This window comes from Actinoallomurus soli, assembly GCF_024055715.1.
Lineage (GTDB): Bacteria > Actinomycetota > Actinomycetes > Streptosporangiales > Streptosporangiaceae > Actinoallomurus > Actinoallomurus soli.
Genome location: NZ_JAMXMV010000027.1, coordinates 51,416 through 66,495 on the forward strand (window position 1 = coordinate 51,416; position 15,080 = coordinate 66,495).

Below are 15,080 nucleotides of genomic sequence, written 5' to 3' on the forward strand. Positions count from 1 at the left end.
CGCGATCCGCCGAGCCGAAGGTCAAGGCCCTGAGCCGCCCGGGACCGGGCGACGTCGCCGGTCGGCTAACGTTGCGGGGTGCTCACGACGGGTGTCCGGTTCGCTGTGACGGCGGGCCGCCGCTCCGTCTGGCCACACCGCCGCCGCGACCGGTTCGTGACCGTGCTGACCGCCATCGTCGCCGTTGCCGGTGCCCTGTTCGGTCTGGCGGTGCTGCCGCATCCGTTCGCGGCGCTGGCGCCGGCGATGCTTGCCGGGCTGGCAACGCAGCTCGTGGCGACGGCCGTGCTGGCAGGGTCCGGCTCGCGTCCGCACGTCGGCATGGCCGCGGTCGTGCTCGTGGCAGCGTCGCTGGTCGTGGTCGCGTCGCCCTGGCGCTTGCTGGTCGCCGCGCAGGGCGTGCCGTGGGTTCCGCTGGCGCTGGCGTGGGCGACCGTCCGCGTGGTCGAAAGGGCCCGCGCCCCGTGGCAGTACCAGCTGTCCGCCGTCCTCGTCTGTGGCTACGTCGTCGCGGTCGCGGCGCAGGCGGCGTCCGGCGGCGGGTCGCCGTTCACGGCGGCCTTGAGCGCCGCGGTCCCGGTGCTCGGCGGGGTGTGCGTCAGTCTGCGTGGCCGCCTGCGTCGCGCGCGTCGCGACCGGGTCGCCGCCCTCGTGCAGGAGCGGGCGGCCATTGCACGCGAGGCCCGGGCCGATGAGCGGCGCCGCCTGGCGGTCGAGGTCCACGACGCCCTCGGGCACGTCCTCACGCTGCTGGTGCTCCACGCCAACGCGCTGGCCGGCGGCACGGCCGATGCACGCACGCGGTCGGCGGCGGAACGGATGAGCCGGCTCGGCGCCGATGGCCTCACCGAACTGCGCCGCCTGCTCGATCTGCTCACCGACCCGGGTGCGGCCGCCGTGGCCGGGCACGCCGTCCGCGCTGCGCACACCCCGCCGCAGGAGCCGCAGCTGAGGACGATGCTGGACGCGCTCGTCGAAGACGCCCGCGCCGCAGGACAGGTCGTCGACCTGGCGTGGACGGGCGAAGACGGCGAGGTTCCTCCGGTCGCGGCCCGCGCCGTCCACCGCGTCGTGCAGGAGGGATTGACCAACGTGCGCCGGCACGCGCCGGGAGCCGCGGCCGACGTAGCGGTCGCCGTCACCGCGAACGCCGTCGACGTGACGGTGCGCAACGGCCCTGCCCCGGTGACTCCGGTAACCGCGTCGCCGAATACCGGGCGCGGGCTCGACGGCGTACGGCGGCGGGTCACGCTGCTCGGCGGTCGCTGTGAGCATGGCCCCGCCACCGGCGGCGGCTACACTCTGCGCGCGTGCCTGCCGCTGGACGGCGGCCCCGCAGCCGAGGGACAGGACATCACGTGAACGATTCCGGCGCGGCGGCCCGCCCAACGGCTGCCCCCGTTCACGTCGTCGTGGTCGACGACGAGCCGATGGTGTGCGCCTTCCTGCGCTCCATCCTCGCCGCGACAGGCCAGGTCGTCGTCGACGATGTCGCCTACGACGGCGCGGCCGGTGTCGAGGCGGCCGTACGAATGCGGCCCGACGTCGTGCTGATGGATCTCCGGATGCCGGGTGTCGACGGCGTCACCGCGACCGCCGAGATTCGGTCGCTGCCCGAGCCGCCCGCCGTCGTCGTGATGACGACGTTCGACACCGACGAGCACCTGCTGGCCGCGCTCGACGCGGGCGCGAGCGGCTTCCTTCTCAAGACCACGCCGCCTGACCGGCTCGTCCCACTGGTGGTGGCCGCAGCCGCCGGCGCTTCGGTGCTGTCCCCTGCGGCGTTGCGGCGGCTGCGCGAGCGCGGCGCCGCCGCGGCCGCCGCCGACCCGGCGGGCGATCCCGAACTCGACGCCCTGGCCGAGCGGGAGGCCCAGGTCCTGACGCTCGTCGCCGAGGGTCTGTCGAACGCCGACATCGCCGACCGGCTGTACCTGAGCGAGGGAACGGTCAAGGGCCATGTATCGCGACTCATGACGAAGCTGAACTGCCAGAACCGGACCCAGCTCGCCCTTCGGGCCGCCCGCCCGGGCCGGGGTTGAGCCCCGGCCCGAACGGCCGCTCCGGCCCGCCGGCGCCGACGGGCGTCCCTACGCCGTCCGCCGGTCCAGGCGGTCCCAGAACGCGCACTGGTGCTCGCGGCCCAGCGCGACCGGAACGATGCCGTCGCGGCCTGGTGCCAGCGCCTGCGAGATCGACGCCGTGCCGTACGGGCGGAAGGACGGCCAGGACGGCGCGGAACCCCCGTTCGGGTCACCCGTGCGTGCAAAGCGCGTCCAGTAGCCGATCATGGTGGCGGCGAGCCGCCACTGGGCCGGCGTCAGCGGCACCGGGTCGCCGTTCCAGTCGATCGGCTCGCCGGCGACGTCGAAGAGGTAGGCCAGCTCGGATCCGTGAGAGGCGCCCGGCGGCATCGATCCGGGCGGGAACGGCGCGATCGGCGGAGCCTGACGGTCGGCGAACTCGTAGGAGTACAGCGGTATCCGCCCCGCCATCGCCCGGCCGTCCCGCAGTTGCGGGCAGACCATGTCACGGTCGGTGTCCACAGCCGCCCACGCCACCGCCGGGCTTTCGTACGCGGAGAGCGGATAGTGGCGGCGGACGGCGGCGGCCCGGTCGCCGAACGCCTGGTCGATGAGCGTGTCGAAGCGGTCGCGCGTGATCTTCCGGTCTGGCAGTTCGGCGTACGCGGTGACGAACCGGGACTCGTCCTGGGTGTTGCCCGAAAGTACCGGCACGTGCTGGAACGCGCCGTCCGCGATGGCCCGTGCGGGGTCGTGCGGCAGCGTCGCGGTGCCGAACGCGGGGAGGCTGAAGCCGGTCGTCCGGTCCCGAAGCCGGTCAGCGGGGACCCGCCGCAGGCAGTCGAGCGCCCCGGGACCTGCCAGGCAACCGAGCGTCGCGGCGGCGTCCGCGCCGTCGGCTTGGACCCGGCGTACCGGTCGCCACGCCGAGCCCGCCGACGGTGCGGGCGTCGTGTGGCCATAGGAGATCATCCAGTTCTGGAAGGAGCACGAGCCGCTCTGCAGGATCGCGCGGTCGAACAATCCGGCAGCGCCCGGCGAGGTCAGCTGCGCGCACGTGTCGATGCCGCCGGCCGACTCGCCGAAGAGCGTGACGTTTCGCGGGTCGCCGCCGAACGCCGCGGCATTGCGCCGCACCCATCGCAGCGCGGCCTGCTGGTCCTGGAGGCCGTAGGTGCCTGAGCCGGGAAGGCCGGGGTAGCCGAAGAAGCCGAAGACGCCCAGCCGGTAGCCGACCGTCACGACGACCACGTCGCCGTCCACCGCCATCCGGAGTGGATCGAACGCGGCGGCGGCGCCCTGGAAGTTCCCGCCGCCGTGCAGCCACACCATGACAGGCCTCGGCCGGCCGGCCGCCGGGCGGTCCGGCGCGGTGATGTTGAGGTAGAGGCAGTCTTCGCTTGCCGTACCCGGCACACCGGGCGGCTGGACACAGGCGGGAGGCGCCGTGGTGGCGGCTCGCGGCGCTGTCCACGGGTGGACGGGCCGTGGCGCCCGCCAGCGCAGTGGGCCCACCGGCGGCGCCGCGTACGGGATGCCGAGGAAGCGTCGCACCCCGTCCGCCGCGAGCCCGCGTACCGGCCCGGACGCGGTGTGCACGATCGGCTGGGAGGCGGCGGTCGCGTCGCGGCGCGCCCCGGCAATGAATGACGTCACCGAGAGCAGCGCGGTGACGCAGACGACGCCGACCCAGCGGACGACGTCAGGGTGCCGGTGCGGGCCGATCACGATGGACGCCGCACCGGATCGCCTCCGCTTGCGGCCGGGAGACGAACCGAGAACCCCCGCGATCGGACCGGTGGGCCGGCCGCCGTCGGTTGCGGCGATAGAGGGAACGTCGGGGGCGCTGCCGACGCCCGGATCAGTGCGCATGGCCCCGAGGATGCCGATCCGGTCGCCGCGCCGGCCAGCCGCGAACGATCGGTCCTGCGCCCGCTCACCGGCCGTTCGTCCGGCCGGCCGGTGACGAAAGTCGTGACCGCCTCCGGACGGCCCGGGCTGGTGGCCGTCATCGGGGGGCGTGCCGGGAGACGTCGCAGCGAACGTCACGATCGACATGACGCCTCGATGTCACGGTAGCGGGCCCGCTGCGTTCAAGGGCGAGGACACACGGTCGGCGCATGCGGCAAAAGCGGGCGATACTGGGTGAACCGCCCCGCGCTCGGTGGAGGCTCTGATCCTTGGAAAGGATGGGAACCATGCCCGCCCTGTCGCCTGGAGGTCAGTTCCCACGTGTCGTCGGCAGCATTCTCCGGTCCGGCCGGGTGCGCATTCTTCCTGCCGTGATGAGCAGGAATACCCCTGCGGTGTAGACGGCGAGTACGGGAAGGAGGGGCCGGCCGCTCGGGGCGAACCCCTGTGCCGAGATCCTGGCCAAGGCGAAGCCGACCGCCGCGACCCCGGTCGCGAGCAAGGGCCACGACTTCCGGCGGAGTGAGCCGATGTCCGGGCCTCGCCGCGTGGGGGTCAGGCGCTCCGCGGGGCGCAGTGCCATGGCCATCGGAATGAACAGGACCGTGAGCGCGAACATCCAGATCAGGCGCTGACGAAGCCAGGCCGACGACCCGATCGGTGCTGGTGGAAGCAGGCCGGTGGGGTACAGGGTGACCGCCGCGAGGATCACCGGGGCCATGTGCCAGAGGTACAGCGTCATGACCATTCGGTTCGTCCGCGCCACCGCCCGCCACAGATGCGGCCGGCGCAACAGGCGCGTCATGGCCGGTTCGGCGGCGAGCAGCAGTCCCACCTGGCCGATGGCGAACGCGAGGAGAGCGACCGAAGGCGGTGCGGAGTTCTTGATCCGTGCGCCGGGAACCCCGACCATGCTCACCGGGAAGGGGCCAAGCCACACGAGGCCCACCAGGACGGTGATTCCCATGGCGGCCAGTGTCAGCGGCCGCCGCCTGGTGCGGGTGAGCGCGCCGTGATGCCACGCGAGGCCCAATTGGTACACAACCCCCCACACCAGCAGGTAATCCGCCCATCCCAGCAGTGGGGGATGGGACAACAGGACCGCCGTGTTCACCCCGGCGGCGCCGAGGGCGAGCACGGCCGGCACCCCAAGGCCCCACCGCCGATGGGCGGCGTGCAACCCCGGCGTCACGGCCAGCAGGCCAAGGTATATCGGCAGGAACCACAGATGGAGGGCCACCGCCCACCCCGCCCGTCTGAGCACGGCCGGGTCGACCTTGGCGGCACGGCAGACGGCGACGACGGCGACGGCCACCAGGACGTACGCCGTGGTAGGCGCCACGAGCCGGATGGCCCGCCCGTACAGCCAACAGCCCCAACTCTCGCCGCGAGTACGGTGAGAGGTCCAAGACGCCGCGTTGGCGAAGCCTCCCACCAGGAAGAAGACCGGCATCACCTGGAAGGGCAGGGAAAGCCACTCAGTCCACGACAGTCGCGCCATCACGTCCTGTCCCTCCAGATGACCGCCGTGGTATGTGATCGATATCGCCAGCCAGTGCCCGAGTACCACCAGGACCACCGCGATGACACGCAGGAGGTCGACGTACCGGTTACGGGACCGCCCGAGGCTGCGGTTCCCATGCGGGCCTTCCACGCTCGGCTTCACGGCGGGTCCGGGCCTTAGCCAGCATCGTCCGGCGTCTCGATGACGAAGATGCCCCCGACATCGACCGGTAGGCAGTCGCAACCCCGCGTCATGGTCACGGAGCCGTCCGCGTGTTCCACCCAGTGCCGGCCGACTCCGCCGGGTCCGCCGCCGGCCGTACCGTACGGTGCGACGCGTTCGTGACCGGGGGGCGTGATGACGGTCATCGGCTGCGGGAAGCGGATTCCTCGCCTGCCGCCGTCTCCTCCTCGCCGGTGCCCGGAGTCACCGCTGCCATGGCGAATCTCGAGGGTCTCCAGACGTACGGGGTAGCGCCAATCCGGGACCTTGGGATCGGTGAGCCCGGAGTTGGTTATCCGAGTCGGCGCGACGGAAGCGCCGTCGAAACCGCCCCCGGCGCCGGAACCACCGGCCACCATCTCGTAGTACTGGTGGTCGTCGCCGAGCATCACATCGTTCATGGTTCCGCAGCGTTCGGCCATGACGCCGAGCGCGGCGTAGACCGCCCCGGTGACCGCCTGTGAGGTATCCACGTTGCCCGCCGCAACGGCGTCCGGGTACTCGGACGAGAGGCTCGTGCCGACGGGACGCCGAGCAGTTCCCTGGTCCCGGCGACGATCGCGTCCCGGTACCGTTCGGCGTCGTCCGAGAGCGGCTTGCGCACGACGAGGATTCCGTCGGGCCGCCTGCCGACCACATCGATGAACGTGCCGTTGCGATCGATCCAGAATTTCCAGTCCCGTGTCATCTCAGCCCTCGTCTCACCGCTCGTCACGATCGGTGGACACCGCGGCCTCACCACCACGTTCGGCGACAGACGGGCTGCCGGGAAGAGGCGAAGGTCCACATCCGGTCCATACCGCCTGATGCCGCCGTTGATGACGTCCACGCGAGTGGTAGATGAGACGACCTTCCCGTGATCCGATTTCTGCGGGTCAAGCGGTAATCGCCGGGCGGCTCGGCTTTTCGGCCCCGCCGTCCCGCTGAACGCCCATCTTGGCGAACGGGGAGGACATGAACCACTGGTTGAACTTCGTGCCGCCGGCGGCGTCCTGGGCCATGCCGACCTGGGAGAAGGGCAATCTTCAGCGCGTCACCCGCGGAGGGCAGTTTGCCCTGCAGATGGTTTGCTGACGACCCGGTCAACCGAGCCGGCGGGGACGGCGAACGCTTCGATCGCGGGTTGGTCGAGGATGGCGAGGCGGCCGGTTCGCGGGCCGAGCCGGGCGCTGGTGTGCCGGGCGCGGTGAAGGGCGCGGGCGCGTCGTGTGGCGGTCCACACGAGTGCGATCGCGATGGTCGCCAGGGTGAGGATGGCGGTTTTCGCGGTGAGGGGTGAGACCGGGTCAGTGTGGTGGAGGCGCCTTCCGCGTGAAGCTCCTCGTTCCGGCCGGTGACACCGATGCCCTGGGCGAACTCATCGACGACCCCGCCAGACGCCACGCCATGGGCGCGGCCGCTCACCAGGCCGCCGCACGCTACGACTTCGCCACCACCGCCCGGCAGTGGGAGACCCTGCTCACCAACCTCACCGCCACCCACACGGCCGCAAGGAAGGAAGTGATGGCGACGGCCGGGTAGCCCAGCGGCCCAGGAACCGGGCGAACTCGGCCGGTCATGGGCCGCCGGGAGTTCCCTTCGAGCCCGACCGTGTTTCAGCGGGTGGTGTGGGCGCCGGCGGGCGCGGCGGTCAGCACCGGTGCCAGGGCTCCGGTGCGCAGGCGGGCGACGAGGGGGACGGCGATGCGGCCCAGCGCCCGGCTGAGGAGGTAGGCGACCGGCAGGGCCAGGACGACGGCGCCGATGACGTCGTGGGGGTAGTGGTCGCCGAGGTAGACGCGGGTGAAGCACTCGATGACCGCGAAGGCCGCGGCGACGGCGGACAGACGCCGGTCGAGCAGCCACAACGCGGCCACCGCGGCGGCGGCGACGGTGGCGTGGCCGCTCGGGAAGGCGTAGTCGGTGCGGACGGGGCAGGAGGACACGAAGTAGTCGTGCGGCAGCGAGTAGCACGGCCGCACCTCGGTGATCAGCTTCTTGGCGACCTCCGCGATGGCGAAGGCCACCGCCACGGCGACCGGCGCCGCCAGGGCGAGGGTCATGGCGCGGGTGTCACGGCGCCGGGCGTTCCACCAGCCGACCAGCATGAGCACCGCGAACACCCCGAGGCCGGCGTTGGTCCACATCTCCAGCGGTGCGTTGAGCCACCGGGTTTCGCGGGCGAGGTCGGTGATCGCGGTGAACAGCGATCCGTCGAGGTGCGAGCCGTCGAAGGCGAGAGGTGCCGGGTGGACTGTCATCGAGGTCGATCTCCAGGAACTGAGGAAGGCCGCGGACCGGGCCAAGGGAGCTCGCGATTCACGAGTCTGTGGAGGTTCGAAGGGCGGTGCGGCCGGTCAACGTGACAGACTCGGCGACGCACCGACTTCTACATACTGGTAGAAGTTCTACAGGACTGTAGATGATGAACGGAGGGGAGCCAACTCGTGAACGCCGGACACGCTCCGGGCGAGCGCAGGCCGGGCGGCGCGCTGGAGGCCGAGGTCCTCGGTCTGCTGCAGTCCTCCTCGGCGGCGCTCACCCCCGGCGAGGTGCTCCAGGGCCTGGGCGGCGACCTGTCCTACAGCACCGTGGTGACCGTGCTGTCCCGGATGTTCGACAAAGGCCTGCTGACGCGCGGCAAACAGGGCCGCGCCTACGCGTACGCGCCGGTCGCCGACACCCCCGGGCTGACCGCGCGGCGGATGCGGCAGGTACTGGAATCCGACTCCGACCGGGAGGCGGTCCTCACTCGCTTCGTGGAAGACCTGCCCGCCCGGGATGAGCAACTGCTGCGGCAGCTCCTCGGTGAACTGCCGGATCAGGAGTGAACGACGTGGTGATGCACCTGCTGGTCTACCTGCCGCTGCTGTTCCCCGTGTCCGCCGCGCCGGCCGCACGGCCGCTGGCCGACCGGCTCGACCCACGCCTTGCGACCTGGCTGCTGACCGCGAGCGCGCTGGCCCTGGCCGGCTTGAGCTGCGCGGCACTGGGCGTTCTGGCCGCTGCGGGTGTGGTGCGCCTGCCCCTGGCGGCGTACGTGGGTCACTGGTCGGCGGCCACCGTACGCGCAGGCGACCCCGTCTCCACGATCGAGGCGGTCGCGGCCGCCGCGGTACTGGCCGCCGCCGCGGGAGCGGGGCTGCGGATGCTGTGGCGGCGGATGCGGGCGCTGGCCGCAGCCGCCTTCGAGGCCGCCTGCCTGCCCGGCCGCGGCCAACTGGTCGTCGTCGACGACGCCGCCCCCGACGCGTACGCGCTGCCCGGCCTGCCCGGACGCATCGTGGTCTCCACCGGCATGCTCGACGCCCTCGACCCCGCGGACAGGGAGGCCATGCTGGCGCACGAACGCGCCCACCTGGCCTGCCACCACTACGCCTTCGTCGCCGTCGCCCACCTGGCCGCCGCGGTCAATCCGCTGCTGCGGCCGGTGGCCACCGCGGTCGCCTACACCGTTGAACGCTGGGCGGATGAGCGCGCCGCCACCGTCTGCGGTGACCGCCGTCAGGTCGCCCGCGCGGTCGGCAAGGCGGCCCTGGCGACCGCCCATCGCCCGGCTCGCCGGCGCCTGCCCGACGCCGTGCTCGGCCTGCTGGGGCGGCGGCGCGGCCCCCTGGCCACCGCCGGGCCCGTTCCGCGTCGCGTCGCCGCCCTGCTCGCCGAACCCACCACCTCCTTCACCCAGCTGGGCGTGCCACTGCTGCCGCTGGCCGGAGCCACCGCCGTGGTCGGCTCCAGCGCCCTGTGCGCGTTCGCCGCAGCCCACGACCTGCACCTGCTTCTCGAACTCGCCGGCGCCTGACCGGCACCCGCCCATCCCGCCGCAACCTCGTACCCCTGGGAGGCCGCCGGTGCCGACCACCACTCCCGACCAGGGCCGCGCCCGGCTGTGGCCGCTGTACGCGGCCGGGTTCACCACCGCGTTCGGCGCCCACGGCGTCGCGGCCAACCTGGGCCGCTTCACCATCGGCCACCACGACTCCCTGCTCATCCTCGGCGGCCTGCTCGCCCTGTACGACGCCGCGGAAGTCCTCCTCAAACCGGTGTTCGGCGCCCTGGCCGACAAGGTCGGCACCCGCCCGGTGCTGCTCGGCGGCCTGCTCGCCTTCGCCGCGGCCTCGGCGCTGTTCGCCCTCGCCGACGACACCGCGCTGCTGTGGGCAGCCCGCCTCGGCCAGGGCGCGGCGGCCTCCGCCTTCTCCCCGGCTGCCTCCGCCCTGGTCGCCCGCCTCAACCCGAACGCCCGACATGGTCGGGCGTTCGGCTCCTATGGCTTCTACAAGAGCATCGGATACACCGCCGGCCCGCTACTCGGCAGCGTCCTAGTGGCGCTGGGCGGGCTGCCGCTGCTGTTCACCGTCATGACCGCACTCGCCGCCGCCGTCGCCATCTGGGCGGCCGTTGCCGTGCCCGCCCTGGCGCCATTGCCCAAGACCCGGCAGACCGTGCTCGACCTCGCACGGCGGCTGGGCCAGGGAAGCTTCCTGAAACCGACCACCGCACTGGCGCTGGCCACCGCGGCCCTCGCCGTCGGCGTCGGCTTCCTACCGGTCGCCGGAGCCGCCGCCCACCTCGGCCCCATCGCCACCGGCACGGCCGTCTCCCTCCTCGCGGCCTGCGCGGCCCTCGTCCAGCCCCGGGCCGGAGCCGCCCTCGACCACGGCCGGATCACCACCGCCACCGGCATCCGTACCGGACTCGCGATCACGGCCGCCGGGCTCGCCGCACCGGCGCTGCCCGGCCTGGCCGGGCTCCTGCTCGCCGCGATCCTCATCGGAACCGGAACCGGGTTGATCACCCCGCTCGGCTTCGCCGCGCTGGCCCACGTCGGCCCGCCCGCACGACTCGGCCAGACCATGGGCGCCGCCGAACTCGGCCGTGAACTCGGCGACGCGGGCGGCCCCGTCCTCGTTGCCACCGTGGCCGCCGCCACCACCCTCACCGGCGGCCTCGCCGCCCTCGCCGCCCTGACCGCCGCCGCACTCCTGGCCATCCGACCCGCGGCCGATCCTCCCGACCAGCGACCACCCACCGGCGATCTTGCTCATCGACCAGCCGATAGATGAGCGAACAGATCTCAGCACAGTTCGATTGCTCGTCCGGGCGCGGTCAGTGCCAGGACATCCGGGCCGCATATCGTCTTTCGATATCGGATGACGTAAGACGCGACGCTCCCTGAGGTGAGCTGATGGGCAAGGCAGCGACCGCCACCGGGGTTCCGGGTGAGCTGCAGCGTCGGCTGGGGGTCTTCGACGCGGTGGTGATCGGCCTGGGGTCGATGATCGGTGCGGGGATCTTCGCGGCGCTCGCGCCGGCGGCGCGGGCGGCCGGGTCCGGGCTGCTCGTCGGTCTGGGGGTGGCCGCGGTGGTCGCCTACTGCAACGCCACGTCCTCGGCCCGGCTCGCGGCCCGCTATCCGGCATCGGGGGGTACCTACGTTTACGGGCGCGAACGCCTGGGTGACTTCTGGGGCTATCTGGCGGGCTGGGGATTCGTGGTCGGTAAGACGGCCTCGTGCGCGGCGATGGCGCTGACCGTCGGGTCTTACGTCTGGCCTGGGCAGGCGCACGCGGTGGCGGTCGCGGCCGTCGTGGCGTTGACGGGGGTGAACTACGCCGGGGTGCACAAGTCGGCCTGGCTCACCCGCATCATCGTCACCGTGGTGCTGGCGGTGCTGGCCGCCGTGGTGGTCGCCGCCCTGACCTCCGATGCGTCGGAGACGGCCCGGCTGGACGCAGGCGGGGGCGCATCGTTCGGCGGGGTGCTGCAGGCGGCGGGTCTGCTGTTCTTCGCCTTCGCCGGGTACGCGCGGATCGCCACGTTGGGTGAGGAGGTCCGCGACCCGAAGCGGACGATCCCCCGCGCGATCCCGCTGGCGTTGGCCATCACCCTGGTCGTTTACGCGGCGGTCGCGGTGGCGACGTTGAGCGTGCTGGGCGGTAGCGGGCTGGGTGGCGCGGTCGCACCGCTGGCCGAGGTCGTCCGCGCGGCGGGGTCGCCCGGTCTGGTGCCGGTCGTGCGGGCCGGGGCGGCGGTCGCCGCGATCGGCTCACTGCTCGCGCTCATCCTGGGCGTCTCACGCACGACACTGGCGATGGCCCGCGACCGGCATCTGCCGCACGTCCTGGCCGCCGTCCATCCGCGATTCGGTGTCCCGCACCGGGCCGAGTTGACGGTGGGGGTGGTGGTGGCCGTGGTGGCGGGTCTCGTGGACGTGCGCGGGGCGATCGGGTTCTCCTCCTTCGGAGTGCTGGTCTACTACGCCATCGCCAATGCCTCCGCGGCGACCCTCACCGCCGCCGAGGGCCGCCCGCCCCGACTCGTCCCCGCCGTCGGGCTGATCGGCTGCCTGATCCTGGCCTTCGCCCTGCCGCTCACCTCAGTGATCACCGGGGCCACCGTGCTGGCCGTCGGCGCCGCCGCCTACGCCCTGCGCCGGACGGCCGCGACCCGCGCGCATTAGCGATCAGTGGTTGCGGCACCGGAGTCCGGGGAACGGCTGACGATATCGGGATCCGATACATCGCACGTCGGGGGTGAGCGATGGGCGATCCGCGGCCGGGATGGGCGCGCCTGACCGATACCGGCGCGCCGGCCGCCACAGTGCTGATCCGTTCGTTCGTCGGGGCGGTGTTCTTCTCCGGGGGCATCCAGAAGTGCGTGTTCCCTGATCGGCTGGGGACCGGGCGGTTCGCCAAGGCCGGTATTTCGGCGCCGGGTTCTTCGCCGCCCTGGACGGGGTGGTCGAGATCGCCTGCGGTTCAGCGCTGCTGGCCGGGTTCTTGGCCGGCGGCGATTCCCACGGTCATCGACATGCTGGGGGGAGTCGCTCATCGGCAAGCTGCCGATTCTGTGGGGCGCCGCGCCCTTAGGCCATGACCGAAACCGACACACCACGATCGTGAGCCATCGGGAAGGACGGTGGGAACCACGAGGCATCACACGATCCGGACGGCGCTGACCGCCGTCGCGGCCGTACCCGCTCTGCTGCTCGGCACCACAGGCGTCGCCGTCGCCGCGTCGGCCGGCACGGCGGCGCACCCGGGGAACGCCATTCGCGCGACCGGTCAGGTCTGCAGCCCGTCGTCGGCGCAGCGCCATGACGGCGACTCGTCCTGCTTCCGCCGCTGTGACCTGGCCTGTCATAAGAGAACCGGCGGCCCGTCACCGTACTGCAAGTCGACCTGCAAGAAGCAATGCGGGATCAGCTAGCCGGTAACGCTCGATCGCTCGTGGGCGGGGGCTGGAGCCCCGCGGTTCCCGCCGCCCGCCCACAGCCTCATCGCAGTCGACTACCGATGTTCTTTGGAGGCCTGCGATGGCCTACTTCGCACTCTGGCGGCATCGTGTCGCGCGGCTGGCGGCGGGCGCCGCCGCCCTGGCCACGACGTTCGTCATGACCGGCGGCGCGGCCGTGGTAAAGGGCGGCGGTGTCGACTGGAACGCCGTGGGCCGGGCCATCGGCCGGCCCCTGGAGACCGAGGCCGGTGACGTGCACACCGCCGAATGGCTCCGCACCGACCTGCACGTCGTCAACGCCGGCGTGACCGAGAACCCAGGCATGGAACTGAACGCCGAAGCCTCCTTCCACCAGACCGCCCCCGGCAGAACGCTCATGATCGGGGAGGTCACCCTTACCGGCGAGGAGGTGCCCAAGGTCGCCGACGCCCTGCAGCACGGCGGCGTGCAGATCACCGCGCTGCACAAGCACCTTCAGGACGAGACGCCGCGCCTGTGGTGGATGCACTACTGGGCCCTGGGCGACCCCGTCCAGATCGCCCGCACCCTGCACACCGCGCTCACCGAGACCGGCATCCCCCTCACCCAGAAAGAGGAGGGGAAGGAGCCGCCGGTCGACCTGGACGCCGCCGCCATCGACCGCATCATCGGCGCCAAGAGCGAGAACGAGAACGGCGTCCTGCAGTACCACGTCCCGGTCGTCCAGAAGATCACCGATACCCGTGCCCACATCACGCTGCCGTACCTGATGGAGGCCTCGACCCTGCTGATGTTCCAGCCCCTCGGCGGTGGGCGCGCCGCGGTCAACGGCGACTTCACCATGACCGCGGGCCAGGTCAACCCGGTGATCAAAGCCCTACGGGCCCACGGCATGACCATCATCGAGCTGCACAATCACCTGCTGTACGAACAGCCCCGCCTGTTCTATCTGCACTTCTGGAAGACCGGAGACGCCACCGCCCTCGCCCGCGACCTACGCGCCGGCCTCGACCAGGTCCACGCGCCCCGGCACTGAAATAGGACCGCAGACCTTCACGTCCGGTCGCCGAGGACCTCACGCGCCAGTTCCGCCAGCGCGGCCCGGTCCTCGGCGAGCGCCGTGCGTCCGGCCTCCGTCGCGGTGTAGACCCGCCGCCGGCGGCCCTCGACGATCTGTTCCTCGGCGTTCAGCAGCCCGTCGGCCTCAGCCGGTGCAACGTCGGATACAACGTGCCGGGACTGATCTTGTAACCGTGACGCTCCAACTCACGCGTCATCCACGCGCCATGGATCTCTTGTTCGGCCGCGTGATGCAGGATGTGCAGCCGCACCGCACCCCGCTGAAACTCCCGCACCACGATCACCCTCACCCACGCCGGCACTGGACGATGACGGAACCGATATCGGCAACCGATTCTATGAGGCGGCCCTGCCGAGACGAGGGCTCACAGCGCCGGCCGCACGAAGCGCAGGGCCGAACGCGGGGCAACGCCTCAAGCCGATAGCGGCACGGCCACCCTCGACCTCCCGTACCGAGGTCCATCAAACAGGCGCCCTACCACTCATCTGCTCGCTGACCTGCGGTTCCTTCGGCCCGGCGGAACTTGTGGTGAATGCGCGTCAGACGTTCGGAGCCCGGTACCGGCTCAGCGGACCATGGCCAGCACATCGCGGACCAGCCGCCGTGCGTACTCATGATCGACTTGTAGTGCGAATACGACGTTGTAATACAGCGGCGCGATGATGTGGTCGAGGATCTGCTGGACTGTCGGTGTCGTCTCTCCCCGTTCGCGGGCACGGCGTACCATCTCCGACGCCTGCTCGCGCCGCTTCTCCGTGACCGGGCAGCTCGAAACGATCTCGACTCGGGCCGACACCATCGCGCGCAGATATCGGGCCCGCTCGGGACGGGTGATGTCATGGGCGATGATGTTCGCCCACTCCGTCAAGTCCTGCTCGAGCGTTCCGGTGTCGGGTACCGACTCACCGTCTCCCGTCAGGGCGGCGACCGCGACTTCCTCGAGGAGTGCGTTGACGTCGTCCCAGCGCCGGTACAGCGTCGTCGGGTTGACCCCGGCCCGCTCGGCGATGATGGGGAAGCTGATCTTGTCGGCACCCTCGCCTACGAGCTCGCCGACCGACGTATAGATCGCGGTCAGCACCCGACTGCTCCGTCCGCCAGGGCGACTCGCGGCTACTCGGCTAGACACGTCACGATCGTA

16 protein-coding genes are annotated in these 15,080 nt (G+C 71.9%); 9 read left to right on the forward strand and 7 right to left on the reverse strand.

Annotated elements, in window-relative coordinates; all coding sequences use genetic code 11:
* Positions 1-78 precede the first annotated feature (78 nt).
* Positions 79-1,362 carry a sensor histidine kinase gene (locus tag NDW01_RS37510; RefSeq protein WP_252829156.1) on the forward strand — a complete coding sequence of 428 codons (1,284 nt, stop codon included), beginning with the start codon at positions 79-81 and terminating at the stop codon, positions 1,360-1,362.
* A complete protein-coding gene (locus NDW01_RS43605; RefSeq protein WP_252829157.1) occupies positions 1,359-2,042 on the forward strand; it encodes a response regulator transcription factor in 684 nt (227 codons plus the stop codon). The genes NDW01_RS37510 and NDW01_RS43605 overlap by 4 nt, the downstream gene beginning before the upstream one ends.
* A 48-nt stretch (positions 2,043-2,090) precedes the next feature.
* Here NDW01_RS43605 and NDW01_RS37520 read toward each other — a convergent pair whose 3' ends face one another.
* From NDW01_RS37520 to NDW01_RS37535, 4 genes are all read right to left on the reverse strand, one after another.
* Positions 2,091-3,896 (reverse strand): carboxylesterase/lipase family protein, encoded by a 1,806-nt coding sequence (locus NDW01_RS37520; protein WP_252829158.1) that lies wholly within the window; start codon positions 3,894-3,896, stop codon positions 2,091-2,093.
* Between the two features lie 349 nt (positions 3,897-4,245).
* The gene (locus NDW01_RS37525; protein WP_252829159.1) at positions 4,246-5,589 is read right to left on the reverse strand and encodes an acyltransferase family protein; all 1,344 of its coding nucleotides are present in this window, start codon (positions 5,587-5,589) and stop codon (positions 4,246-4,248) included.
* Between the two features lie 26 nt (positions 5,590-5,615).
* Positions 5,616-6,338, reverse strand: a complete 723-nt coding sequence (locus NDW01_RS37530) for a hydantoinase B/oxoprolinase family protein (protein WP_308211862.1) — start codon at positions 6,336-6,338, stop codon at positions 5,616-5,618.
* 198 nt (positions 6,339-6,536) lie between these two features.
* Positions 6,537-6,683 carry a hypothetical protein gene (locus tag NDW01_RS37535; protein ID WP_252829161.1) on the reverse strand — a complete coding sequence of 49 codons (147 nt, stop codon included), beginning with the start codon at positions 6,681-6,683 and terminating at the stop codon, positions 6,537-6,539.
* Between the two features lie 289 nt (positions 6,684-6,972).
* On the opposite strand from NDW01_RS37535, the gene NDW01_RS37540 reads away from it, so the two are divergent.
* A complete protein-coding gene (locus NDW01_RS37540) occupies positions 6,973-7,182 on the forward strand; it encodes a hypothetical protein (RefSeq protein ID WP_252829162.1) in 210 nt (69 codons plus the stop codon).
* 74 nt (positions 7,183-7,256) lie between these two features.
* Here the strand turns inward: NDW01_RS37540 and NDW01_RS37545 are convergent, their stop codons facing one another.
* Complete coding sequence (locus NDW01_RS37545) at positions 7,257-7,901, reverse strand: phosphatase PAP2 family protein (RefSeq protein WP_252829163.1); 645 nt, start codon at positions 7,899-7,901, stop codon at positions 7,257-7,259.
* Between the two features lie 186 nt (positions 7,902-8,087).
* On the opposite strand from NDW01_RS37545, the gene NDW01_RS37550 reads away from it, so the two are divergent.
* The 6 genes from NDW01_RS37550 (at position 8,088) to NDW01_RS37575 (ending at position 13,894) form a co-directional block, all read left to right on the forward strand.
* Positions 8,088-8,471: a BlaI/MecI/CopY family transcriptional regulator gene (locus tag NDW01_RS37550; protein ID WP_252829164.1), complete on the forward strand. Its 384-nt coding sequence runs from the start codon at positions 8,088-8,090 to the stop codon at positions 8,469-8,471.
* Positions 8,468-9,442 carry a M56 family metallopeptidase gene (locus NDW01_RS37555; RefSeq protein ID WP_252829165.1) on the forward strand — a complete coding sequence of 325 codons (975 nt, stop codon included), beginning with the start codon at positions 8,468-8,470 and terminating at the stop codon, positions 9,440-9,442. The genes NDW01_RS37550 and NDW01_RS37555 overlap by 4 nt, the downstream gene beginning before the upstream one ends.
* 49 nt (positions 9,443-9,491) lie before the next feature.
* Positions 9,492-10,706, forward strand: coding sequence for an MFS transporter (locus NDW01_RS37560; protein ID WP_252829166.1), 1,215 nt, complete (start codon positions 9,492-9,494; stop codon positions 10,704-10,706).
* Between the two features lie 122 nt (positions 10,707-10,828).
* Positions 10,829-12,103 carry an APC family permease gene (locus tag NDW01_RS37565; protein WP_252829167.1) on the forward strand — a complete coding sequence of 425 codons (1,275 nt, stop codon included), beginning with the start codon at positions 10,829-10,831 and terminating at the stop codon, positions 12,101-12,103.
* Between the two features lie 458 nt (positions 12,104-12,561).
* Positions 12,562-12,852, forward strand: a complete 291-nt coding sequence (locus NDW01_RS37570) for a hypothetical protein (RefSeq protein WP_252829168.1) — start codon at positions 12,562-12,564, stop codon at positions 12,850-12,852.
* Between the two features lie 106 nt (positions 12,853-12,958).
* Positions 12,959-13,894, forward strand: coding sequence for a DUF1259 domain-containing protein (locus NDW01_RS37575; RefSeq protein WP_252829169.1), 936 nt, complete (start codon positions 12,959-12,961; stop codon positions 13,892-13,894).
* A gap of 151 nt (positions 13,895-14,045) precedes the next feature.
* Here NDW01_RS37575 and NDW01_RS44095 read toward each other — a convergent pair whose 3' ends face one another.
* Together NDW01_RS44095 and NDW01_RS37590 are read right to left on the reverse strand one after the other, a co-directional pair.
* Entirely contained in the window at positions 14,046-14,228 is a 183-nt protein-coding gene (locus tag NDW01_RS44095; protein ID WP_252829170.1) for a PadR family transcriptional regulator, read from the reverse strand.
* A gap of 276 nt (positions 14,229-14,504) precedes the next feature.
* A complete protein-coding gene (locus NDW01_RS37590) occupies positions 14,505-15,020 on the reverse strand; it encodes a TetR/AcrR family transcriptional regulator (RefSeq protein ID WP_252829171.1) in 516 nt (171 codons plus the stop codon).
* Positions 15,021-15,080: the final 60 nt, after the last annotated feature.